Consider the following 20,488-nt stretch of genomic DNA (forward strand, 5'->3'; position numbering starts at 1 on the left):
GCGGAGGGAAGCGGCGATGGAGCGGTCACGGACGGTGCACTGGCAGGACGCGGCGGCCACCGCCGGCGCGGCGGGAACGATGGCGGGTCTGGACTTCCTCCGCGAGATCGCCGCGGGCCGGCTGCCCGGCGCCCCCATCGGCGCCCTGCTCGGCTTCACGCTGGAGGAGGTGGAGGACGGCCGGGCCGTGTTCGTCTTCGAGCCGGGAGAGGAGCACTACAACCCCATCGGCAGCGTGCACGGCGGGATGTACGCGACGCTGCTCGACTCGGCGGCCGGGTGCGCGGTGCACTCGACCCTGCCGCAGGGCATGGCGTACACCTCGCTGGATCTGTCGACGCGCTTCCTCCGCCCGATCACCCTGGAGACGGGCAAGGTCCGCGCGATCGGAACGGTCCTGAGCCGGGGACGCCGTACGGCCATGGCCGAGGCGGGTCTGTACGACGCCCAGGACCGGCTGCTCGGCCACGCGACCAGCACCTGCATGCTGTTCCCGGCGGCCTGACCGGGCGGGTGCGGGAAGCCGTTCAGGAGCAGGCGAAGGGGCGGCCGGTGCGGGTGCAGTGGTCGGGGGCCTGGTCGCCGGCGGGGTAGGGCTCGCCGGTGGCCTGGAGGGCGGCACTGACCAGGGTCGCCAGCAGGTCGATGTCCGAGCCCGTGTCCAGACGGACCGTCACCCAGCCGGAACCGGCGCGCAGTCGCAGCGCGCTCGAGCCGAGGAGGGCGGGCCGCAGCCGGGCGATCATGGCGCGGGTGAGGTGGACGTCGGCTTCGTGTTCGCCGTGGAAGTGCACGATCTGCTGCGTCGCGGTGCGCAGTCCGAGCTCGGCGCCGCAGGCCGCGCGGTCGGCGATCAGCGAGGGCCAGCTCATCAGGCGTTCACTGGCGTGCCTGGCTGTGTTCATACCGAGGAGCCTGCCGCTCCTGGGGGACCTGCACAAGCGTCCTGGCGAAAGAATCCCGCCGAGGCCGGAAATCGTCGATGAGCCTCGGCTCACGGGGCGTTCACGGACGCGCGCGGCCGGCACGGCGACGTCGTCCTCCGCCGTGTGCGCGTCGAGCCGCCGCAGCACCTCGTCGACGACCGCCTCCGGCCCTGATCCGGCCGGAACTCGCGGCTCGGCGAGCCGTACGGCGTGGTCGTTCCATCAGCGCTCCGCCCGCCCCGCGCGCGGCACCCCTGGTCAGGGGGCGTTGTCAGTGGGCGGCGTTACGGTTTCCGCGTGATCGATTCTGACGACCGTACCTTCCCCGAGGCCCTTGTCGCGGTGGCCGCGATTCCCTTCGCCTTCGACGGCGGTGACGGCGCCGACTACGAGCCGTACGCCGCTTTCCCGAGCGCCGAGGAGACCACCGAGTGGATACGGGCATGGACGGGCAACCAGGAGCTCGACGGCGACGCGTTCCTCCCCTTCGGCATGGACGGCACCGGCGGCCAGGTCGCCTTCCGGCGGGTCCGCCCGGGACGGCCCCTGGTGGAGCAGCCGGTGGTGTTCCTCGGGTCGGAGGGCGAGGTGCGGGTGCTCTCCCAGGACCTCTCGGGGTTCCTGTGGCTGCTCGCCGAGGGTTTCGGCCCGCTGGACTTCGTCTGGTCCCAGGAGCGGTCCCCGCGCCCCAGCGCCGAGCTCGCCGCCATCGCCGAGCGGCATGGCGGCGCGGCCTCGCGCCGCCCGGCGGCGGAGATCGTGGCGGCCGCCGCGGCCGAGTTCCCCGGCTTCGAGGACGAGATGTGGGAGATGTGCCGCTGAGGGCGTCCCGCGCGAGGGCGGTCACACGGAACCGTGGCAGGGCGGCGTACCGGTCGGTAGGCTGCCCCTACTGACGGGTAACACATGGAACTCGGGGGGACGGCCATGACGACCGGGTACTTCAGCTCCGTGGACGAGGTCGCCGCGCGGCTCGCCGGCACCGGCTATCTGGCCTCGCCCGCCGTCGCCACCACGGTGTTCCTCGCCGACCGCCTCGGCAAGCCGCTGCTCGTCGAGGGACCGGCGGGCGTGGGCAAGACGGAGCTGGCCAAGGCGGTCGCCGAGGTCGCGGGGGCACGGCTGGTGCGGCTCCAGTGCTACGAGGGCGTCGACGAGGCCCGCGCGCTGTACGAGTGGAACCACGCCAAGCAGCTGCTGCGGATCACCGCGGGCCGGGACGAGAGCTGGGACGAGACCCGCACCGACATCTTCGGCGAGGAGTTCCTGCTCTCCCGCCCGCTGCTGACCGCGATCCGCTCCGACGAGCCGACCGTGCTGCTCGTCGACGAGACCGACAAGGCCGACGTGGAGGTCGAGGGGCTGCTCCTGGAGGTGCTGAGCGACTTCCAGGTGACGGTGCCCGAGCTCGGGACCATCACCGCCACCCGCCGCCCCTTCGTCGTGCTCACCTCCAACGCGAGCCGCGAGCTGTCCGAGGCGCTGCGCCGCCGGTGTCTCTTTCTCCACATCGGTTTCCCCGACGAGGATCTGGAGCGCCGGATCGTACGGAGCAAGGTGCCGGGCATCGACGAGGCGCTGGCGGCGTCGGTGGTGCGGGTCGTCGGCGCGCTGCGCGCGATGGACCTGCGGAAGGCACCCTCGGTCGCGGAGACCGTCGACTGGGCCCGCACGCTCCTCGCGCTCGGCGCCGGCACGCTCTCCGAGGAGGTCGTGCGCGACAGCCTCGGTGTCATCCTCAAGCACCAGGAGGACATCGTGACGGCCTCGGCCAAGCTCGACCTGGACGCGGTGTGACCGCGGCGCCAGACGGGGTCGCGGACCGGATCACCGGCCTGGTCGGGGCCCTGCGGGCGCACGGCCTGGGCATCGGCACGGGCGAGACCGTGGACGCCGGCCTCGCCCTGGAGGCCGTCGGCTTCGACGACCGGGAGCGGATGCGCGAGGCGCTCGCCGCGACCCTCCTGCACGGCGAGGCGCAGCGACGCGTGTTCGACCGGGTCTTCGACCTCTACTTCCCGCTCGGCGAGGGGCGGCCACAGGAGCCGGGGCCGCGGCCGGGCGAGGATCCGGCGGCGGATCCGGCGGCCGAGCTCGCCCGGCTCCGCGACCGGCTGGCGGTCGCGCTCGCCGCGGGCGACGGCGCCGCCCTGAACCTGCTGGCGGGCGAGGCCGTGGGCGCGCTCGGTGGCTACGGCGCCTCGCCCGGGTCCGACGGCTGGTCCTCGTACCGGACGCTGTCCCGGCTCCGGCCGGAGACGCTGCTCGCCCGGGTCCGCGCGATGCTGCGGGAGGGCGGCGCCGGGTCGGAGCCGGAGTTCACCGACCGGCTGACGGACGACGGGATACGGCGGCGCATCGAGGACTTCCGGGAACGGGTGCGGACCGAGGCGCGCCGCCGGGTCGCCGAGCGGCAGGGCCGTGACCGGGTGGCCCGGCGCGCCGTCGCCGCGACCCCGGACCGGGTGGACTTCCTTCTGGCCGGGCGGGCGCAGCTGGACGAGCTCCGGCGTACGGTGCGGCCCCTCGCCCGCCTGCTCGCGACCCGGCTCGCCGCACGCCGCCGCCGGGCCGCGCGCGGGGAGATCGACCTTCGGCGCACCCTGCGGCGTTCGCTGTCGACCGGGGGCGTGCCGGTGCGGCCGGTGCTGCGGCGGCGCCGGCCGGGACGGCCGGAGCTGGTGCTGCTGTGCGACGTGTCGGGCTCGGTGGCGGGCTTCGCCCAGTTCACGATGCTGCTGGTGCGGGCACTGCACGATCAGTTCAGCCGGGTGCGGGTGTTCGCCTTCGTCAACCGGGTCGACGAGGTGACGCATCTGGTGGCCCGCGGCGGGGCCGATCCGGCGGGGCTCGGCGAGCGGATCCTCGCCGAGGCGACGCTCACCGGCTGGCACGGGCAGAGCGACTACGGGACGGCGCTCGGCGAGTTCGCCGAACGGTATGCCGACGCGCTGGGCCCGCGGACCGTCGTGTTCGTGCTCGGCGACGCCCGCACGAACCACAGCGACCCGAACCCGGCGGCGCTGAAGCGTGTCGCGGACCGGGCCCGCCGGGTGTACTGGCTCAACCCGGAACAGCCCGCGCTGTGGTCCACCGGCGATTCGGTCGCCCACGCCTACGCGGAGCTGGTGGACATGCGGCCCTGCCGCAACGCGCGGCAGCTCGCCGAGCTGATCGGCCGGCTGCTCCCGGTCTGACGGACTCCCGGCGGGTGCCTTGTCGATCATGGCCTCCTCAGCCGGGTGGCCCCTGGCGCACCGGGTAGCGTGGCCCGCATGGAACTTCTGGGTGAGATCACGGCCGGCCGTCCCCTGCTCGTCCTCGCGGTCAAGGAAGAGGCGCAGCACCTCGACACCGACCTGCCGGTGCTGCTGACCGGCATGGGCAAGGTCAACGCGGCGACCGCGCTCGCCACGGCCCTCGCCCGCGGGCCGCGCCCTTCCGAGGTCGTCAACCTGGGCACGGCGGGCGCGCTGCGCCCCGGCTGGACGGGCACCCATGTGGTCGGCACGGTGCTCCAGCACGACCTGGACGGCGAACTGCTCGCCACCCTCACCGGCGAGACGTACGGGGCGCCGCTCACCCTGCCGGACGGCGGCGACGTGGTCCTCGCGACCGGTGACGCGTTCATCGCGGACGAGGCGGCCCGGGAGCGGCTGGCGCTGCGGGCCCCGCTGGTCGACATGGAGGGATACGCGCTGGCGACCGCGGCGGCGCTCGCCGGGGTGCCGCTGCGGATGGTGAAGCACGTGAGCGACGAGGCCGGCGAGGGCGCGGCCCGCAGCTGGCGCGAGTCCGTCGCGGAGTGCGCTCGGGCCCTGGCCGACTGGGCCGAGGCGAACACGCCCTACCGCGGCTGAGCCGGGTCCGCCCCTCGGGCCCGTCCGACGGGGCCCGTCCTACCGGGCCTTCCTGCCGGGCCCGTCCCCTCGGGGGCCCCAGGGCCCGTCTGCCAGGCCGGTCCCACGGCCCGTCCGACGGGGCTCCTCCCCGGGGCCCGTCTGCCAGGCCCGTTCCCGTAGCCGGCCGCCCCGTGGCCCAGGGCGCGCGTCCGCCGGAGCGGGGTACCGGCACGCTCCCCACGGAGCCCACGGAGCCCACGGAGCCCACGGCGCCCTTGGGACCCGCGGGCCCGTGAGCCCCGCACCCGCGCCCCGCCCCGGGCAACCGGCACTCCCGCCAGCCAGGCGTACGCCTCCTGCAACCGGAGCAGGAGCGACACCGGTTGCCCGGTTTCGCATGTGTGGAACGGGCCGGGTGCCCTACGTCCGGGGTGCCGGAGCGGCCGGCTCGCGCGCGGCGGCCGGTTCCGGTGGTCGTACGACGAGCAGGGCGGCCACGTCGTCGTCGAGACCGTTCACCCCATAGGCGGCCAGGTCGCGGTGGAGCAGCGGCAGGACCCGGTCGCCGGGTTCCCCGGCCCAGCCGAGCATCCGCTCCTCCAGGGGGTAGAACGCGCCGGTCCGGTCGCGGGTCTCGCTCACCCCGTCGGTGAACAGCAGGAGCCGGTCCCCGGGGCGGAAGGGCACCTCCTCGACGTGGTGCCGGGAGGCACACAGTCCGGCGAGGTTGAGCGGCAGGGAGGGGTCGGTGAGCGGGACGGTGCGCACCCGGCCCTCGTGCTGGAGCAGCGGGGCGGGGTGGCCGCAGCTGAGGAGCCGTACGGCGTCCCGGTCGTCGGGCAGTTCGAGGAGCAGGACGGTGGCGAAGCGCTCGGCGGCGTCGGAGTCGGGGTCCCAGGCCCCGTACCGCTCCAGGCCCTCTTCGAGGCGGTCGGCGAGGGCGGCGAGGTCGGGGGCCTCGGTGACGGCGGCGCGGTAGGAGCCGAGCAGCACGGCGGCGGTCTCGACCGCGCCGAGGCCCTTGCCCTGGACGTCGCCGAGCATCACGCGCACGGCGCCGGGGATCCGTACGGCCTCGTAGAAGTCACCGCCGATGCGGGCCTTGGCGGCCGCGGAGACGTACAGGAGGTGGAGGTCGACGCCGCCGAGCCGGGGTGGCAGCGGGCGCAGCAGCACCCGCTGGACCACTTCGGCGACGGCGGTGACCTCGCGCAGGTCGCGCTCGTAGCGGGTGCGGACCTGGCTGACCCAGAGGGCGGCCGCGGTGACGGCGGCGAGCACGAGCTCGGCGGCGACGGTGTCCTGGGCGGGGTCGCCCTGCGCCGCGGCGAGCAGGAGCCGCAGCCCGATCGCCAGCAGGCCGACGGCGAGGGTGCCGCGGACGCTCCAGGTGATGGCGGCGAGGGCGGGCCCGATGACGAGGAGCCGGTCGAAGTGCTGCCCCTCCGAGGTGATGAGGTCGGCCACCACCACGAGGACGAGCGCGAGGAAGGGCAGCGCGAGGCCGAGGTTGAACTGGGCGCGCGTCCCCGTCGCGGCGGGGAGGCGGGAACCACCGGTGGGCATTTCGTGATCGTACGTACGGGGTGGGGCGGACCCCGGGCGTTACGGCCCCGCTGGCGTGTCCGCGCCCCGCGGCGGCCCCGGCAGGCCGAGGGCGGCGGGCACCGCGAGCGCGGCGACGGCGGCGAGGGCCGGCAGGGCGGTCCCGGCGGGGAGCAGCGGGCTCGCCAGGGCGACGCCGAGGACGGGCCCGGTGTTCATGGCGGTCTGCTGGAGCCCGCCGGCCACCCCCGCGTGCTCCTCGGGGGCCTGGTGGACCACGACGGAGGTCGCCGTCACCATGACGGCCCCGAACCCGGCGCCCATGAGGCCCGCGCAGGCGCCGGTGGCGAGCGCGGAGGCGGTCACGGCGGGCCAGGCGAGCAGCAGCACCCCTGCCGCGAGCAGCACGGCCCCGCCGACTGCGGTACGGCGCGCCCCGACCCGCCCCTTGACCACGGCACTGACCGGCGCCCCGACCACCATGAGCAGCGGGAGCGGCACCATGCGCTGGGCCGCGTCCAGGGCACCTTGGCCGAGGGTGTCCTGGAACAGGTAGGTGGCGGTGAAGAGGGTGCCCGACAGCGCTGCCGAAGCGGCCACCAGCGCCCCGAGCCCGGCCACGACCGGCCCCCGTCGCACCATTGCCATCGGCACCAACGGCCACACCGCCCGCCTCTCGTGCCGCACGAACACCACCCCGGCGACCCCGGCGGCGACGAGCGCGGGCACGGCCCCGACGACGGCCCCGTGAGCGAGCCCTTGCACGAGACATGCGAGTGCGAGCCCGAGCAGACAGGCCCCCGGGAGGTCGAGGGATCGGGCCGGCTGGGGTGGGTTGACGGTGATGTCGGGCCCGGGAGCGAGCGCGGGCGCGGCAGCGGCAGCGGTCGTCGCGGACACGGGCTGCGGCCGGGTCGACGCCCCGGCGACGGCGGCTCCCGACTCGGCCCCGGCCCCGGCCGGTGACCCGATCATGGGAGCAGCGCCGGTCTCAACGGCCACGGGCTCGGCCCCGGTCCCGGCCGGTGACCCGATCGCGGGGGCAGCGCCGGCCTCGACGGCCACGGGCTCGGCCCCGGTCCCGGCCGGTGACCCGATCGCGGGGGCAGCGCCGGCCTCGACGGCCACCGGCTCGGCCCCGGTCCCGGCCGGTGACCCGATCACGGGAGCAGCGTCGGCCTCGACGGCCACCGGCTCGGGCGCGGGCGCGGGGCCGTCGGCGGTCGCCGGGCTGGTGGCCCCAGGCCGGCCCGCGGTCCCGGTGTCGGCGGCGGGGTGGGGCACGGGCGCTGACACGGCAGCGGACCCGGTGACGGCGCGGCCCCGCCCCGCAGCCCGGCCCGCGACGGCAGCCGCCGCCGGCCGGCCCACCGGGCCGGATCCCGGGGTCGCCGTCCCCTCCGTCCCCGAGGTCGCCGTCCCCGACGGGTCGGCCCCCCGCGCGGACGGAAGCCCGGGAGTCGCCACCGCCCCCTGGGCAGGCCCGCGCGGGGTCCCCGCCCCCGATGCGGCCAGGCAGAGCAGGGCGATGGCCAGGGTCGGGGGAACGCCGATCAGGAAGACCGCGCGCCAGCCGTACGTGTCGACGAGGACGCCGCCGACCAGCGGGCCGGCCACCGCCGCGAGGCCGATCGCGCTGGTGCGCAGGGCGATGGGCATGGCGAGCCGTTCGGGCGGATAGGCGTGTCGCAGCATGCCCAGGGTGGCGGGCTGGAGGAGGGCGCCGGCCACGCCCTGGGCCACGCGGAGGGCGATGACCCAGCCGACGCCGGGGGCGGCGGCGATCCCGGCGGAGGTGGCGGCGAAGGCGAGGCAGCCGACGGCGAAGAGCCTGCGGTGCCCGTACCGGTCGCCGAGCCGCCCGCCGAAGACGAGCAGACTCGCCACGGCGACGAGGTAGCCGGTGCTGGTCCACTGCACCTGTCCGGTGCCGGCGCCGAGGTCGTGCTGGAGCGCGGGCTGGGCGATGGTCAGTACGGTGCCGTCGAGGGCGACCACGGCGGCACCGACGACGCTGCAGGCGAGGGTGAGGGGACGGCGGAGGGCGGGGCCCTTCATCGGCGGTCCTCCGTCGTCGGTCCGAGGTGGGCGTCGAGGGCGGCGGCGAGCAGCGGTGCCACGTCGTCCGCGCCGGTCGCGAGGCGCAGGCTGCCCCAGCGCCAGAGCTGGGCGATGCCGTGGAGGTTGGCCCACAGGGCGCCTGCGGCCGTGGCGGGGTCGGGAGCGTCGGGGCGGGCTCGGGCGACGAGCTCGGCGAACCGGCCGAAGAGCGGCAGGCTCGTGTCCCGCAGGCCGAGTCGTCCGCTCTCCAGAAGGTCGTGACGGAACATCAGCTCGTACATGCCGGGACGGCTGCGCGCGAAGTCGAGGTAGCCGCGGGCCAGGGCCGCGACCCGGGCTCGGGGCTCTTCTCCTTCGCGGTCCAAGGCCGCCGTGCGCGTGGCGAGCTCGCGAAAGCCCTCGCGGGCGATGGCGGAGAGCAGGTCGAGGTGGGTCGGGAAGTGCCGGCGCGGCGCGCCGTGGGAGACGCCGGCGCGGCGGGCGATCTCGCGGAGGGAGAGGGCCTGCGCGCCTTCGGCGTCGACGAGCTCGACGCCGGCCCGGACGAGCCGGTCACGGAGTCCGGCCTCCGAGGCGGGCCGCCCCGCGGCATCCGGCCGAAGTGAGTCGTCCGCGGGATGCGGGACTTCGGAGGTCGTGGGCTCTGAGGGGCGCGGCTGGTGCGTCATGGATCCGTCCGTCCGGTCGAGCGTTCGTAGACACTGTCTACACCGTTCTACCACGCCAGTAGACACTGTCTACCAAGATGGGCCCCCACCGTCCGTTACACTGGACCGCAGCGAAGGGGAGTAGCCCTGCGAACCGGTCGTCGACACACTGGAGCCCCGGGCTCCCGGTGGCCGGGTCCGCCGCCGTACGGGCGCGGACGGGCGAGACCTTCGGCCAGGCAGTAGCGCCACGTCCGCATCCCTGTGGGCGTGGTCCGTCATGCCGGGCCGAGTGGTCCTCCCGTCGCCCACCGAGGCGCCGTGTCGGTCCCGGCCCGGTCCGAGCAGAGAGCCCCCGGTATGCATCTCGACCCCTTGGCGATCGTCACCGCCTTCGGGCTGATCTTCCTCGCCGAACTACCCGACAAGACGATGTTCGCGTCCCTCGCCATGGGCACGCGCATGCGTCCGCTGTACGTCTGGTTCGGCACCTCGACCGCGTTCGTCGTCCATGTGGCCATCGCCGTCGGCGCGGGCAGCCTGCTCGGCCTCCTCCCCGGCTGGATCGTCAAGCTCGTCTCGGCCCTCCTGTTCGCCTTCGGCGCCTTCATGCTGCTGCGCGGCGGTGGCGACGACGACGAGGAGGACGCGGGCGGCGCCACCGTGACCGGCTTCTGGCCCGTGTACTCCACCGCCTTCATGGCCGTCTTCATCAGCGAGTGGGGCGACCTGACCCAGATCACCACGGCCAACCTCGCCGCCACCAACGGCACCTGGTCGACGGCGATCGGCTCGGCCGCCGCCCTGATGTCCGTCTCGGCGCTCGCGCTCGTCGCCGGCCGGTTCATCGCCAAGCGCGTCCCGCTCAGGATCGTGCAGCGGATCGGCGGTCTGTGCATGGCCGCGCTCGCGCTCTGGTCGCTGATCGAGGTCTTCACCGGCTGACGCGCCCGGCGGTGCCCGGCGGTCGGCCGTCACCCCCGGCAAGCGGCCGACCGCAGGCCGCCGGCCGCAGACCGCCGGCCGCCCGCCGCTTGAAGCGGCCGCCCGCACCGCCTCCACCGACCGTCACCGGCCGCCGCGCACCCTCTTGCTGAAGAAATGAATCACTGCTTCACTCCTTCCATGCCCTACCGACGCACGCCCGCCGTCCAGGCCCGACTCGACGCACAGCGCACCGCCGTCGTCGAGGCGGGCCTCGGGCTGCTCGCCGAGCACGGCTACGCCGGCTGCACCATGGCGGCGGTCGCCGCGCGGGCCGGGATCGCCACCGGAAGCGTGTACCGCCACTTCCCCAGCAAGGCGGAGCTCTCCGTCGAGCTGTTCCGGACCGTCGTCCGGCGCGAGGTCGCCGCGGTCATGGAGGCCGCGGCGCTGTCCTCGCACCGGACGGCCGCCGACCGGGTGGTCGCGGTCATCGAGACCTTCGCGAGCCGGGCCCTGAAGGCACCGCGGCTCGCCTACGCCCTGCTCGCCGAGCCGGTCGACCCGGCCGTCGACGCCGAGCGTCTCGTCTTCCGGCGCGCGTTCCGCGATGTCTTCGCCGCACGGATCGACGCCGGCGTGCGCGCCGGCGAACTGCCTCCCCAGGACGCCGTGCTGACCGCCTCCGCGCTCGTCGGCGCGGGCGCGGAGGCGCTCGTCGGCCCCCTCGCCGAGGGGGCCGTCGGGCCCGGCACCGTCCCCGCCCTGGTCACCTTCACCCTGCGAGCCCTGGGAGTACCCGATGCCGACCACGCATGAGGTCACCAACCAAGTTCCGCCGCTCACCGGTCACGACGTCTCGGCCGATCCGGCGCTCCTGGAGGCGCTGCGCCGCGAGGGCGCGGGCTGGGCGGAGGCCGACGTCCGGGAGCTCGGCCTGCGGGCGGGCGGCCACGAGGCCCAGGAGTGGGGGCGGCTCGCGGAGCGCCACTCCCCCGTCCTGCACACCCACGACCGGTACGGTCACCGCGTCGACGAGGTGGAGTTCCACCCGTACTGGCACGAGCTGATGAACGTCGCCGTGCGGCACGGTCTGCACGGCGCGCCGTGGGCCGACGGCCGGCCCGGCGCGCACGTGGCGCGCGCCGCGAAGGTGTTCGTGTGGGGGCAGGCCGATCCGGGGCACCTGTGCCCGATCTCGATGACGTACGCGGCCGTGCCCGCCCTGCGCGCCGAGCCGGAGCTGGCCGCGGTGTACGAGCCGCTGCTGTCCTCCCCGTACTACGAGTTCGGCCTGAGGGTGCCCACGGAGAAGCGCGGGATCATCGCCGGGATGTCGATGACGGAGAAGCAGGGCGGTTCGGACGTCCGCGCCAACACCACCCGCGCCGTCCCGACGGGCGAGGCGGGCATGTACGCGCTGACCGGGCACAAGTGGTTCACCTCGGCGCCGATGTCGGACGTCTTCCTGACGCTCGCGCAGGCGCCGGGAGGGCTCTCCTGCTTCCTGGTGCCCCGCGTGCTGCCGGACGGCTCGCGCAACGCCATCCGCTTCCAGCGCCTGAAGGACAAGCTCGGCAACCGTTCCAACGCCTCCGGCGAGATCGAGTACGAGGGGGCCCTCGGCCGGCTCGTCGGCGAGGAGGGCCGGGGCGTCGCCACCATCATCCGCATGGTGAACATGACCCGGCTCGACTGCGCCGTCAGCTCCGCGTCCGGAATGCGCCAGGGCCTCGTGCAGGCCGTGCACCACGCCGGCCACCGCAGCGCCTTCGGCGCCCGCCTGGTCGACCAGCCGCTGATGACCAACGTGCTCGCGGACCTGGCGGTCGAGGCGGAGGCCGCGACGATCGCCGCGCTGCGGCTCGCGGGCGCCGTGGACCGGGCTGCGGCCGGGGACGCGCAAGAGGAGCGGCTGCGCCGGCTCGGTCTCGCGGTCACCAAGTACTGGGTGTGCAAGCGGGCGCCCGCGCACGCGGCCGAGGCCCTGGAGTGTCTGGGCGGCAACGGCTACGTGGAGGACTCGGGCCTGCCCCGGCTCTACCGCGAGTCCCCGCTCCCCTCCATCTGGGAGGGTTCGGGGAACGTGGCCGCGCTCGACGTGCTGCGGGCGATGGGCCGTCAGCCCGAGGCGGTGGAGGCCTTCTTCGCGGAGGTCGACCTCGCGGCCGGTGCCGACCGCCGCCTCGACGCGGCCGTCACCCGCCTGCGCAAGGACCTCGCCGACGTCGCCGACCCGGCCGCGCTCCAGTACCGTGCCCGCCGCCTGGTCGAGCGGCTCGCCCTCGTCCTCCAGGGCTCCCTGCTGGTCCGGCACGGGCACCCGGCCGTCGCGGACGCCTTCTGCGCCTCGCGCCTCGACGCCGACTGGGGCATCGCCTTCGGCACCCTCCCGCCGGGCGTGGACACGACGGCGATCATCGAGCGCGGCACCCCGGTGTTCCCGGGGGCGTAACTCCGGGGTGCCGGGGCGTAACTCCGGTGTTCCCGGGGGCGCGGCTCCGGTGTTCCCGGGGGCGTAACTCCGGTGTTCCGGGGGGCGCGGTTCCGGGGGGCCGAAAGGCGGGCCTCCCGGGCCGGGAGGCCCGCGTGAGCGGTGGACGTCCCGGTGGCCGGTTCCGCGCGCGGGCGGGCCCGCCGTGCGAATCTGGGGGCGCACGTCCTTCCCCCGAGTCGAGACGAAAGGCCCGTCCGTGGTGAGCAGCGAACCGCTCCACGAGGAGGTCCGCGCGGAGCTGGACCGGAGTGCGGAGAAGACGGCGTCGCAGGTCGTCGCCTGGCGGCGGCATCTGCACCGGAATCCCGAGCTGTCCAACCGGGAGGAGCGGACGGCCGCGCTGGTGGCCGGCCATCTGCGCTCCCTCGGTCTGGACGAGGTCCGCACCGGCATCGCCGGGCACGGGGTGGTCGGGGTCCTCAGGGGCGGGCGACCGGGGCCGCGTACGGTCGCGTTGCGGGCGGACATCGACGCCCTGCCGGTGCCGGATCTGTGCGGCGTCGACTTCGCGTCCGGGACGGTCGACGCGGACTACCCGGGCGGCCCCTTCCCGGTCTCGCACGCGTGCGGGCACGACTGCCACACCGCGATGCTGATGGGCGCGGCGAGCGTGCTGGCCGGCGTGCGCGAACGGCTCCCGGGCACCGTCCTGTTCGTCTTCCAGCCCGCCGAGGAGGGGCCGCCGGTCACGGAGCGGGGCGGGGCGCTGGCCATGCTGGAGGCGGGCGCGTTCGCCGGGCCGGTGCCGACGATGGTGTTCGGGATGCACGTCACGCCGTATCCGAAGGGGTACGTGGGCTACCGCGTCGGCAACCAGTACGCCGCCTCCACCCTCGTCCGGATCGTCGTCACCGGCAAGCAGGTGCACGGCTCCACGCCGTGGCAGGGCATCGACCCGATGCCGGCGGCCGGGGCGATCCTCACCGGGATCGGGCAGATCTACCGTCAGGTGTCCGCCTTCGACCCGGTCACCGTGACCATCGGGCACGTCGAGGACGTCGGCCGCTTCAACATCATCGGCCAGACCGTCACCCTGTGGGGCACCGTCCGGTGCGCGGTGCAGTCGGACATGGCGGAGGTCCAGCGGCGCCTGACGACGCTCGCCGAGCACACGGCCGCCGCGTACAACGCCACGGCCGCGGTGGACTACCTCCAGCCGGTGCCGCCGGTGCGCAACACGGCGGAGTGGGTGGCGGCGGGCCTGCCGACCCTGCGCAGGGTCGTCGGCGCGGACCGGGTCGTGGAGACCGGAGCGACGCTCGGCTACGACGACGTGTCCGAGTTCGTGAACCGCTTCGGCGGCCTGTACGTGATGCTGGGCGTCCAGGACGCGACCCTGGACGGGGGCGGGCGCCCGGTACCGGTCGACGGCGGGCGCGGTCTGGTCACCAACCACAACCCGCACTTCTACGCGGACGACGACACCCTGGTCACCGGCGTCCGGCTGCACGCGCACGTGGCGTACGACCATCTGGCGGGCACCCTGACGGGACCTCAAGACGGCCTGCGGGCCGAAACCGGATGACCGGATCCGGCTTCACTCGTTCGTGAGTTTGCGGGGTGCGGGCGGGCGCGGCTGGCCACCCTGGCTGCCATGACGTCGGGGAACGATCAAGACAACGGGCATCCCAGCGGGCAGGACCGGGCGGTGCTGCTGGTCGCCGGGCTCGCGGATCTCGCGGTGAGCACGCTGGGTTCGGCGCTCGGGACGGTACGGGGGCTGTTGCGGCGCTCGGACACCGCGCAGCTGGTCGAGGAGGCCGAGCGGGACCTGGTCGCGCGCGGGCGGCTGGCCCTGGACCGCCGTACGGCGCCGCCGCCCGCCCACCTGGAGGTGCTCGCCCGGCATGTGCTGGACCGGCGCGCACGGCAGGACCCGCGGGGCCGTGACGATGACTGAGGTCTGGGACCCGGCCGCCTTCAAGGCCCGTGTCGACGAGGTGCTGCACCGTTTCGTCGCCCGGGAGGCGGACGATCTGACCGCCGTCGACGCGTCCCTGGGGCCGGTGGCCGAGCAGCTGGAGTCGGCGGTGGCCGACGGCAAGCGGCTGCGGGCCGCGTTCTGCTACTGGGGCTGGCGCGGCGGCGGCCAGCCGGACAGCGACGCGCTGGTGCGGGCGGCGGCCTCGATGGAGCTGGTGCACGCGGCGGCGGTCGTGCACGACGACCTGATCGACGACAGCCCTCTGCGGCACGGGCGGCCCACCGCGCACCGGGCGCTGCGTGCCGCCGTACCGCGTCATCCGCGGGCCGCCGGTGCCGCGCGGTCCCTCGCGATGCTGGTCGGCGACCTGCTGATGTCCCTGGCCGGGCAGCTGTTCGTCACCAGCGGGCTGCCCGCGGCCTACCTCGGCCGGGCGCGCCCGCTGTGGGCTTCGCTCGCCCGGGAGCTGGTCGCGGGCGAGTGCCTGGAGATCCTCCACACCGGCGCCGCACCGGACACGGCGGCCTCGCTCAAGGTCATCCGCTACAAGACGGCCAAGTACACGGTGGAGCAACCGCTGCTGATCGGGGGCGCGCTGGCGGGTGCCCCGGCCCGCCTGGGCGAGGGCTACTCCGCGTACGGGCTCCCGCTCGGTGAGGCGTTCCAGCTGAGGGACGACCTGCTCGGCCTGTTCGGGGACCCGGAGCGCACCGGCAAGGCCACCGGCGACGATCTGCGGGGCCACCGGCCCACCGCGCTGCTCGCGGAGACCTGGCGGGTCGCGGACGCCGCCCGGCGGGAGCGGCTGCGCGCCCTGCTCGCCGACGGCGAGGGCGGTGCGGAGGAGGTCCGCGCGCTGATGCGGAGCCTCAAGGCGCCCGAACGGGTGGAAGGCATGATCGCCGCCCGGGTCGAGGAGGCGCTGCGCGCGCTGGACGAGCTCGACGCGCCGCCGGCGGCCGTCGCCGCGCTCACCTCGCTGGCGCACTCCGCCTCGACCCGCCTGTCCTGACCTCCCGCTCATGAGCCCTGCAGCCCCGTAGCTCCCGTAGCTCCCGTACTCCTATATCCCGCAGCTTCGAAGTCCCGAAGGAAGCACGCATGATCCCCACCGAGGCGTCGATGGACGCCCTGCGCCGGGCCGGCGACGAACTCGCCGACGCCACCGTCGCCACCCTGTTCGAACGCGGAGAGGTCGGCACCTTCAACACGCTGATGCGTTACGTCTCCACGTCCGGCTCGCCGCTGCCGGACGGGCTGCCGGAGGTGGCCCGGGAGTACCTCCGGGTCACCGCCGCGCCACCGAGCTGGGTGGACTGGGGCGAGATGGAGAAGGCGCGGCTCTTCTTCACCGACAACGACGTGCACATCACGACCGCGCTGTCCTTCGCCGCCATGCCCGCCTGCTATCTGGTCCCGCACGTGGCGCGGCTGCTGTCCGCGACGCACGGGCTGCGGTACCCCGCCAAGCGCATGGCGGAGACGGGGCAGTTCACGGTGTACCTGATGCGGCCCGACGCCTTCGAGGCGGGCGGCCGGTTCGTGCCGGCCGCGCAGAAGGTCCGGCTGCTGCACGCCTCGATCCGCCACCATCTGCGGCGTGACGGCCTGTGGGACACGGCGGAGCTGGGGGTGCCGATCTGTCAGGAGGACATGATCGGCGGGCAGATGTTCTTCTCGATGCTGGTCCTCGACAGTCTGCACCGGCTCGGCGTCCACATGTCGACGGAGGGGGCGGAGGCGTACTTCTACGCCTGGCGGGTGGTCGGCGCGATGCTCGGCGTCGACCAGGAGGCCGTGCCGAAGGACCTCGACGAGGCGCGCCGGTTCCTCGACCTCTACATGATCCGGCACATGGGGCCCTCGCAGGAGGGCGCGGAGCTGACCCGGCAGCTGATCGAGCTGTACGAGGAGGTGGTGCCGGGCACCCTGTTCGATCCGATCGTCTCGGCCCTCATCCGGCATCTGGTGGGCGACACGTGCGCCGACTGGCTCGAGGTCCCGCGCACCGCGTGGGACACGGTCGTGAAGGCGGTGCCGCGTCTGCTGGGCGTCCTGGAGACCGTCGAGGACCGTTCCCCGCTCGGCGCGTGGCTCCTCGACCGGCTCGGTCACCTGACGACCGTGTTCGAGCTGTCCTCCCTCACCCGGGGCCGGGTCATGCACTACGCCATCCCGGAACACCTCAGGAAGGACTACGGCCTGTCGTCGGCGGTCTCCCCCAAGCGCAGGTGGACCCCGCCGCCGCCCGTCCTGGACGCCCGCTAGCCGGGCGCCGGGGGCCGACGCCGGAGCGCGCCCACGTGGACGCCGGCGAGGATCAGCGGGGTGCCCAGGAGCAGGGCGGCGGTGAGGGGTTCGTCGTCGAGCCAGGCGGAGAGCACGAGGGTGACGACGGGGACGACGACGAAGACGTACGCGGCGCGGGACGCGTCCCAGCGGTGGACGACGTACAGGTAGAGCACGAAGGTGAGGACGGAGCCGGCGACGACCAGATAGGCGAGCGCCCACCAGGTGGCGGCCCGCTCCGGGAGGCGCCAGGTGTCGCCGGCGGCGGCCGAGCCCGCGAAGAGGAGCACGGCGGCGACGGTCATGCCGACGGCGTTCATGGTGACGGGATGGACCTTGGGCAGCCGCCGGACGAGGACGGTCGCCTGCGCGAAGCACAGCGTGCTGCCGAGGATCGCGAGGAAGGACAGCAGGGGCACGTCGCCGCTGAGCGGGGCGCGGGAGATGACGGCCACGCCGGCGGTGGCGAGGACGGTGCCGACGGCGGCGGCCGCGCGGAAGCGTTCCAGGCCCTGGGCGACGGCGAGCAGCAGGGTGGCGAGCGGGGTGAGGGACAGGATCGTCTGTCCGAATCCGGCGTGGATGCGGACGAGGGCGTAGTAGGCGAGGGCGAACGTCACGCCGAAGTTGAGGATGCCGAAGAGGGCGGCGCCGGCGAGGGCCCGGCCGCGCGGGACGGGCATCCGGCGCGCGGCCATGAGGGCGAGGAGCACCAGGGAGGCCGCGCCGAAGCGGAGGGCGGCGCCCCACAGGGGGTCGAGTTCACGGTTGCTGAAGCGGACGCCGACCGCGTTGCCGCCGGCGAGGAGGGCGGTGGCGGCGAACGCGCCGAGCGTCAGCCGGTCGTCGGCGCGCTGCATCGCCTCACCGTAGCCCCGGGGCCCGCGCCTGCCCGGCGGGGACACGCGTCGTGGCGAGTCGGGGCGGTCCCGAGTTGCGTGGCGGCCGGTACGCGCAAGGCTGGGGGTACCGGTCCGCCACCCCGCAGGGAGAGACGATGCAGCAGCCCGAACCCTTCGACCTCGGTGCCCTGGTCGACGAGCACCTGGCGAACGCGCGTTCCGACGCGCACGGCCGCAGCGCCCATCTGATCGTGCACGACGGGGTGCTCCGGCAGAGCGTGATCGCGCTGATCGCCGGGATGGCGCTGGACGAGCACAACACCCCGCCGGCCGCGAGCCTGCAGGTGCTGCGGGGCCGGGTCGAGCTGACGGCGTCGGGGCGGACGCGGGAACTGGGGGCGGGGCAGCTCCAGATGCTCCCGAAGGAACGGCATGGCCTGACCGCCCTGGAGGACGCGGTCGTGCTGCTGACCGCCGTCAACGACTGAGATCCGGCGACCACTGAGATCCGGCAACGGCTGAGACCCGTCAGCGGCTGAGAGTCGTCGTCGGCCGAGAGTCGTCGTCGGCCGCGATCCGCCGGTCCGGCCGGGCGCTGCCAGGTCGTGGCGCGCCATACTCCGACCGGTCGTTTGTGGCTTCCCGGCCCATAGGGGTGCGGGGTGCGCCGCCCCTACCCTCCGGCGCATCCCCACCCGTCCGAGCCGCACGGGAGTCCTGATGCGACCTTCCAGAGCCCCCCGCACCCCAGCACCACACACCACAGCACGCCGCACCCGAGCCTCCCGCACCGCGGCACCACGCGTCCGACGGCCGAGGCGCCTCGCGGCGCTGCTGCTGTCCGTCGTCAGCGCCCTGGTCCTCGCCGCGCCCGCGTCCCCCGCCACGGCGGCGGCCACGGCGGCGGCGCCCTCGCCCGTGCCCGGCACCCTGACCCCGTACCACATCGGTTCCGTGTACTCCGCCGGGATCTCCTCGGGCGGCTACATGGCGACGCAGCTGCATGTGGCCTACTCGGGTACCTTCTCCGGGTCGGCCGCCTTCGCCTCGGGCCCGTACTACTGTGCCCAGAACGCCCTGGCCACCGCGCTCAACGCGTGCATGGACACCGTCCAGGACCTCCAGTTGAACAAGCTGGAGCAGACGACCCGGGACTGGTCGGCACAAGGGGCAGTGGATCCACTGTCCAATCTGGCCGGGGATCCTGTGTACGTCTTCAGCGGGACGAACGACGCGACCGTGAAGCAGCCGGTGGCGACCGCGCTCGCCGACTACTACGGCCGTTTCGGAGCGCGGGTCCGCTATCAGCGCACCACGCCGGCCGGCCACGCGTGGATCAGTCCCCTGGGCCCGAACTCCTGCGGGGTGACGCAGACGCCGTTCATCAACGACTGCGGTGTGGACGCCGAGCGTGAGCTGCTCGGACATCTCCTCGGCTCGGTCGCGGCGCCCGCCCCGGCCCCGTCCGGCGACCTGATCCGCTTCGACCAGAACGCGTACGCGCCCGGCGGTTCGGCGGCGGCCCTGTCGATGGGGAACGAGGGCTTCGTGTACGTGCCGAAGTCGTGCGCTGAGGGGGCGGTCTGCACGCTCATGGTGGCGCTGCACGGCTGCAAGCAGGGCTACGCGTACCAGGGTTTCGGGACCCGGTTCGTCGAGAACGCCTATCTGAACGAGTACGCCGACACCAACGCGATGATCGTGCTCTATCCGCAGGCGGCCCCGACCGCCACCCTGGAGAACCCCAACGGCTGCTGGAACTGGTGGGGGTATCTCGGTGACGCGGCCTACGCGCGCCACGGCGGCAGGCAGATCGAGGCCGTGATGGGCATGGTCCGGGCGCTGCGCGGCACCACCACTCCCCCGCCGGCCGGCGGCGGCTCGGTGACGCTGCCGAGCGTGGACGCGCAGGACGGGTACGCGAAGGCGGCGGCCGACGGTTCGGGGGCGGCGGTCGGGACCCTGGAGGACGTGTACGGCTTCGCGCTCGGCCGGGGGTCGGACGGCAAGGTGAACCGGACCCTGCTCTCCTTCGACACGTCGCGGATCCCGGCGGGCGGGGAGGTCACCCGGGCGTACCTGACGGTGACCCGGTCGAGCGGTTCGGGCGACCCCTGGGCCTCGCCCCCGGGCAACCGGCTGCTGGTGGACGTCCGTACGGGCTGCTTCGGCGGCTGCGCCGTGGAGGCCGGGGACTGGGCGGCACCGGCGACCGCGGCCGGCGCGGCGCAGATCGGCCCGTTCGGGTCGGGCGGCGCGGTGTCCACCGATCTGTCTCCGGCCGGACTCGCCGCCCTGGACCGCAGCGGGACGACACAGATGCGCCTGGGCTTCGCGTCGGCCCCGGCCGGGACGGCGTACCTCTTCGTCAACCAGGCCGCGCCGGTGACGCTGACGGTCGAGTACCGCTAGCGCGGGGTCGCGGCGGTCGGCGCGAAGGGGGCCCCGTGGCCGGGCACGACGAGGACCGGCGCGAGGTCGAGGATCGCGCGGCGGGAGGCGTGCAGGGCCTCGGGGTCGGTGGCGTACGGGTCCTCGACGGGGCCGTCGGCGGACCACCACAGGTGGGTGAGGACGACGAGCCCCTCGGCCGTGTCGACGAGGGTGCTGATGTCCTCGGGCGTGTGGCCCGGGGTGGCGGCCAGCCGGATCGCGGGCGAGAGCGCGAAGCCGTCGGCCGGGCGGTCGGTCCACAGGTCGTCCTGGTAGATCGCCCAGTGGTCGTGGTAACGGGCGGCCGGGAAGAGCGCCGCGTTGAGCGTGTGGTCCGGGTGGTGGTGGCTGAAGACCACGTCCGTGACCTGTTCGGGCGTCACGCCCGCCTCGGCGAGCGGTCCGAGGATCAGGGCGCGGTCGGCGACCATGCCGGGATCGACGACCACCACCGTGTCCCCGTCGCGGAGCAGGGTGACGGTGGAGGCGGTGCGCGGTCCGACGTATCCGGCGGTCAGAACGGTCACGGTGGCGGTGGCGGTCATGCGCGCACGCTAG

20 protein-coding genes and 1 pseudogene are annotated in these 20,488 nt (G+C 74.7%); 14 read left to right on the forward strand and 7 right to left on the reverse strand.

The genetic code is table 11. The annotated features are described in order from the left end of the window. Window positions 1–16 precede the first annotated feature (16 nt). Window positions 17–505 (forward strand): PaaI family thioesterase, encoded by a 489-nt coding sequence (locus ABTZ91_RS22820; protein ID WP_352079041.1) that lies wholly within the window; start codon window positions 17–19, stop codon window positions 503–505. Between the two features lie 22 nt (window positions 506–527). Here the strand turns inward: ABTZ91_RS22820 and ABTZ91_RS22825 are convergent, their stop codons facing one another. Then, window positions 528–905, reverse strand: coding sequence for a luciferase family protein (locus tag ABTZ91_RS22825; RefSeq protein ID WP_352079042.1), 378 nt, complete (start codon window positions 903–905; stop codon window positions 528–530). Window positions 906–1,226: 321 nt separating this feature from the next. Here ABTZ91_RS22825 and ABTZ91_RS22830 point away from each other — a divergent pair, with 321 nt between their 5' ends. The 4 genes from ABTZ91_RS22830 to ABTZ91_RS22845 all read left to right on the forward strand — a co-directional run bounded on the left by ABTZ91_RS22830 (window position 1,227) and on the right by ABTZ91_RS22845 (window position 4,786). Further along, a complete protein-coding gene (locus tag ABTZ91_RS22830; protein ID WP_407078012.1) occupies window positions 1,227–1,748 on the forward strand; it encodes an SMI1/KNR4 family protein in 522 nt (173 codons plus the stop codon). 105 nt (window positions 1,749–1,853) lie between these two features. After that, entirely contained in the window at window positions 1,854–2,723 is an 870-nt protein-coding gene (locus tag ABTZ91_RS22835; protein ID WP_352079044.1) for a MoxR family ATPase, read from the forward strand. Further along, window positions 2,720–4,123, forward strand: coding sequence for a VWA domain-containing protein (locus ABTZ91_RS22840; RefSeq protein ID WP_352079045.1), 1,404 nt, complete (start codon window positions 2,720–2,722; stop codon window positions 4,121–4,123). The genes ABTZ91_RS22835 and ABTZ91_RS22840 overlap by 4 nt, the downstream gene beginning before the upstream one ends. Window positions 4,124–4,201: 78 nt before the next feature. Further along, a complete protein-coding gene (locus ABTZ91_RS22845) occupies window positions 4,202–4,786 on the forward strand; it encodes a nucleosidase (protein ID WP_352079046.1) in 585 nt (194 codons plus the stop codon). Between the two features lie 402 nt (window positions 4,787–5,188). Here ABTZ91_RS22845 and ABTZ91_RS22850 read toward each other — a convergent pair whose 3' ends face one another. The 4 genes and pseudogenes from ABTZ91_RS22850 to ABTZ91_RS22865 form a co-directional block, all read right to left on the reverse strand. Beyond that, window positions 5,189–6,334 (reverse strand): PP2C family protein-serine/threonine phosphatase, encoded by a 1,146-nt coding sequence (locus tag ABTZ91_RS22850; protein WP_352079047.1) that lies wholly within the window; start codon window positions 6,332–6,334, stop codon window positions 5,189–5,191. Between the two features lie 39 nt (window positions 6,335–6,373). Next, on the reverse strand, window positions 6,374–7,288 hold the full coding sequence (locus tag ABTZ91_RS22855; protein WP_352079119.1) for an MFS transporter: 915 nt from the start codon (window positions 7,286–7,288) through the stop codon (window positions 6,374–6,376). 495 nt (window positions 7,289–7,783) lie between these two features. Beyond that, window positions 7,784–8,371, reverse strand: a pseudogene (locus ABTZ91_RS22860) (MFS transporter); the annotation flags it as partial. Next, on the reverse strand, window positions 8,368–9,042 hold the full coding sequence (locus ABTZ91_RS22865; RefSeq protein ID WP_352079048.1) for a TetR/AcrR family transcriptional regulator: 675 nt from the start codon (window positions 9,040–9,042) through the stop codon (window positions 8,368–8,370). The pseudogene ABTZ91_RS22860 and the gene ABTZ91_RS22865, both read right to left, overlap by 4 nt. Before the next feature lie 339 nt (window positions 9,043–9,381). Between ABTZ91_RS22865 and ABTZ91_RS22870 the strand changes: the two genes are divergently transcribed. From ABTZ91_RS22870 to ABTZ91_RS22900, 7 genes are all read left to right on the forward strand, one after another. Continuing rightward, window positions 9,382–9,966, forward strand: a complete 585-nt coding sequence (locus ABTZ91_RS22870) for a TMEM165/GDT1 family protein (protein WP_352079049.1) — start codon at window positions 9,382–9,384, stop codon at window positions 9,964–9,966. Between the two features lie 180 nt (window positions 9,967–10,146). Continuing rightward, entirely contained in the window at window positions 10,147–10,764 is a 618-nt protein-coding gene (locus ABTZ91_RS22875; protein ID WP_352079050.1) for a TetR/AcrR family transcriptional regulator, read from the forward strand. Continuing rightward, window positions 10,748–12,400 (forward strand): acyl-CoA dehydrogenase family protein, encoded by a 1,653-nt coding sequence (locus ABTZ91_RS22880; RefSeq protein WP_352079051.1) that lies wholly within the window; start codon window positions 10,748–10,750, stop codon window positions 12,398–12,400. The genes ABTZ91_RS22875 and ABTZ91_RS22880 overlap by 17 nt, the downstream gene beginning before the upstream one ends. A gap of 241 nt (window positions 12,401–12,641) precedes the next feature. Further along, window positions 12,642–13,967 (forward strand): amidohydrolase, encoded by a 1,326-nt coding sequence (locus ABTZ91_RS22885; RefSeq protein WP_352079052.1) that lies wholly within the window; start codon window positions 12,642–12,644, stop codon window positions 13,965–13,967. A 69-nt stretch (window positions 13,968–14,036) separates the two neighbouring features. Then, window positions 14,037–14,342 carry a polyprenyl synthetase gene (locus ABTZ91_RS22890; protein ID WP_352079053.1) on the forward strand — a complete coding sequence of 102 codons (306 nt, stop codon included), beginning with the start codon at window positions 14,037–14,039 and terminating at the stop codon, window positions 14,340–14,342. After that, the gene (locus tag ABTZ91_RS22895; protein ID WP_352079120.1) at window positions 14,335–15,378 is read left to right on the forward strand and encodes a polyprenyl synthetase family protein; all 1,044 of its coding nucleotides are present in this window, start codon (window positions 14,335–14,337) and stop codon (window positions 15,376–15,378) included. The genes ABTZ91_RS22890 and ABTZ91_RS22895 overlap by 8 nt, the downstream gene beginning before the upstream one ends. An 89-nt stretch (window positions 15,379–15,467) precedes the next feature. Next, entirely contained in the window at window positions 15,468–16,634 is a 1,167-nt protein-coding gene (locus ABTZ91_RS22900) for an oxygenase MpaB family protein (RefSeq protein WP_352079054.1), read from the forward strand. Here ABTZ91_RS22900 and ABTZ91_RS22905 read toward each other — a convergent pair. Next, a complete protein-coding gene (locus ABTZ91_RS22905; protein WP_352079055.1) occupies window positions 16,631–17,515 on the reverse strand; it encodes an EamA family transporter in 885 nt (294 codons plus the stop codon). The genes ABTZ91_RS22900 and ABTZ91_RS22905 overlap by 4 nt on opposite strands. Window positions 17,516–17,652: 137 nt before the next feature. Here ABTZ91_RS22905 and ABTZ91_RS22910 point away from each other — a divergent pair, with 137 nt between their 5' ends. After that, window positions 17,653–17,985, forward strand: coding sequence for a cupin (locus tag ABTZ91_RS22910; protein WP_352079056.1), 333 nt, complete (start codon window positions 17,653–17,655; stop codon window positions 17,983–17,985). Window positions 17,986–18,217: 232 nt separating this feature from the next. Continuing rightward, window positions 18,218–19,909 carry a PHB depolymerase family esterase gene (locus tag ABTZ91_RS22915; RefSeq protein WP_352079057.1) on the forward strand — a complete coding sequence of 564 codons (1,692 nt, stop codon included), beginning with the start codon at window positions 18,218–18,220 and terminating at the stop codon, window positions 19,907–19,909. Here the strand turns inward: ABTZ91_RS22915 and ABTZ91_RS22920 are convergent. Then, on the reverse strand, window positions 19,906–20,475 hold the full coding sequence (locus tag ABTZ91_RS22920) for an MBL fold metallo-hydrolase (protein WP_352079058.1): 570 nt from the start codon (window positions 20,473–20,475) through the stop codon (window positions 19,906–19,908). The genes ABTZ91_RS22915 and ABTZ91_RS22920 overlap by 4 nt on opposite strands. Between the last annotated feature and the right edge of the window lie 13 nt (window positions 20,476–20,488).

Origin of the sequence: Streptomyces sp. NPDC126499, assembly GCF_040302485.1 — a bacterium.
GTDB lineage: Bacteria > Actinomycetota > Actinomycetes > Streptomycetales > Streptomycetaceae > Streptomyces.

Excerpts from the sequence above, each read along its gene's own strand:
- ABTZ91_RS22905 (WP_352079055.1), bottom strand. The coding sequence starts at position 17,515 with ATGCAGCGCGCCGACGACCGGCTGACGCTCGGCGCGTTCGCCGCCACC.
- ABTZ91_RS22850 (WP_352079047.1), bottom strand. The coding sequence starts at position 6,334 with ATGCCCACCGGTGGTTCCCGCCTCCCCGCCGCGACGGGGACGCGCGCC.
- ABTZ91_RS22890 (WP_352079053.1), top strand. The coding sequence starts at position 14,037 with ATGACGTCGGGGAACGATCAAGACAACGGGCATCCCAGCGGGCAGGAC.
- ABTZ91_RS22880 (WP_352079051.1), top strand. The coding sequence starts at position 10,748 with ATGCCGACCACGCATGAGGTCACCAACCAAGTTCCGCCGCTCACCGGT.
- ABTZ91_RS22920 (WP_352079058.1), bottom strand. The coding sequence starts at position 20,475 with ATGACCGCCACCGCCACCGTGACCGTTCTGACCGCCGGATACGTCGGA.
- ABTZ91_RS22895 (WP_352079120.1), top strand. The coding sequence starts at position 14,335 with ATGACTGAGGTCTGGGACCCGGCCGCCTTCAAGGCCCGTGTCGACGAG.
- ABTZ91_RS22825 (WP_352079042.1), bottom strand. The coding sequence starts at position 905 with ATGAACACAGCCAGGCACGCCAGTGAACGCCTGATGAGCTGGCCCTCG.
- ABTZ91_RS22855 (WP_352079119.1), bottom strand. The coding sequence starts at position 7,288 with ATGATCGGGTCACCGGCCGGGGCCGGGGCCGAGTCGGGAGCCGCCGTC.
- ABTZ91_RS22845 (WP_352079046.1), top strand. The coding sequence starts at position 4,202 with ATGGAACTTCTGGGTGAGATCACGGCCGGCCGTCCCCTGCTCGTCCTC.
- ABTZ91_RS22835 (WP_352079044.1), top strand. The coding sequence starts at position 1,854 with ATGACGACCGGGTACTTCAGCTCCGTGGACGAGGTCGCCGCGCGGCTC.
- ABTZ91_RS22820 (WP_352079041.1), top strand. The coding sequence starts at position 17 with ATGGAGCGGTCACGGACGGTGCACTGGCAGGACGCGGCGGCCACCGCC.
- ABTZ91_RS22870 (WP_352079049.1), top strand. The coding sequence starts at position 9,382 with ATGCATCTCGACCCCTTGGCGATCGTCACCGCCTTCGGGCTGATCTTC.
- ABTZ91_RS22865 (WP_352079048.1), bottom strand. The coding sequence starts at position 9,042 with ATGACGCACCAGCCGCGCCCCTCAGAGCCCACGACCTCCGAAGTCCCG.
- ABTZ91_RS22915 (WP_352079057.1), top strand. The coding sequence starts at position 18,218 with ATGCGACCTTCCAGAGCCCCCCGCACCCCAGCACCACACACCACAGCA.
- ABTZ91_RS22900 (WP_352079054.1), top strand. The coding sequence starts at position 15,468 with ATGATCCCCACCGAGGCGTCGATGGACGCCCTGCGCCGGGCCGGCGAC.
- ABTZ91_RS22910 (WP_352079056.1), top strand. The coding sequence starts at position 17,653 with ATGCAGCAGCCCGAACCCTTCGACCTCGGTGCCCTGGTCGACGAGCAC.
- ABTZ91_RS22875 (WP_352079050.1), top strand. The coding sequence starts at position 10,147 with ATGCCCTACCGACGCACGCCCGCCGTCCAGGCCCGACTCGACGCACAG.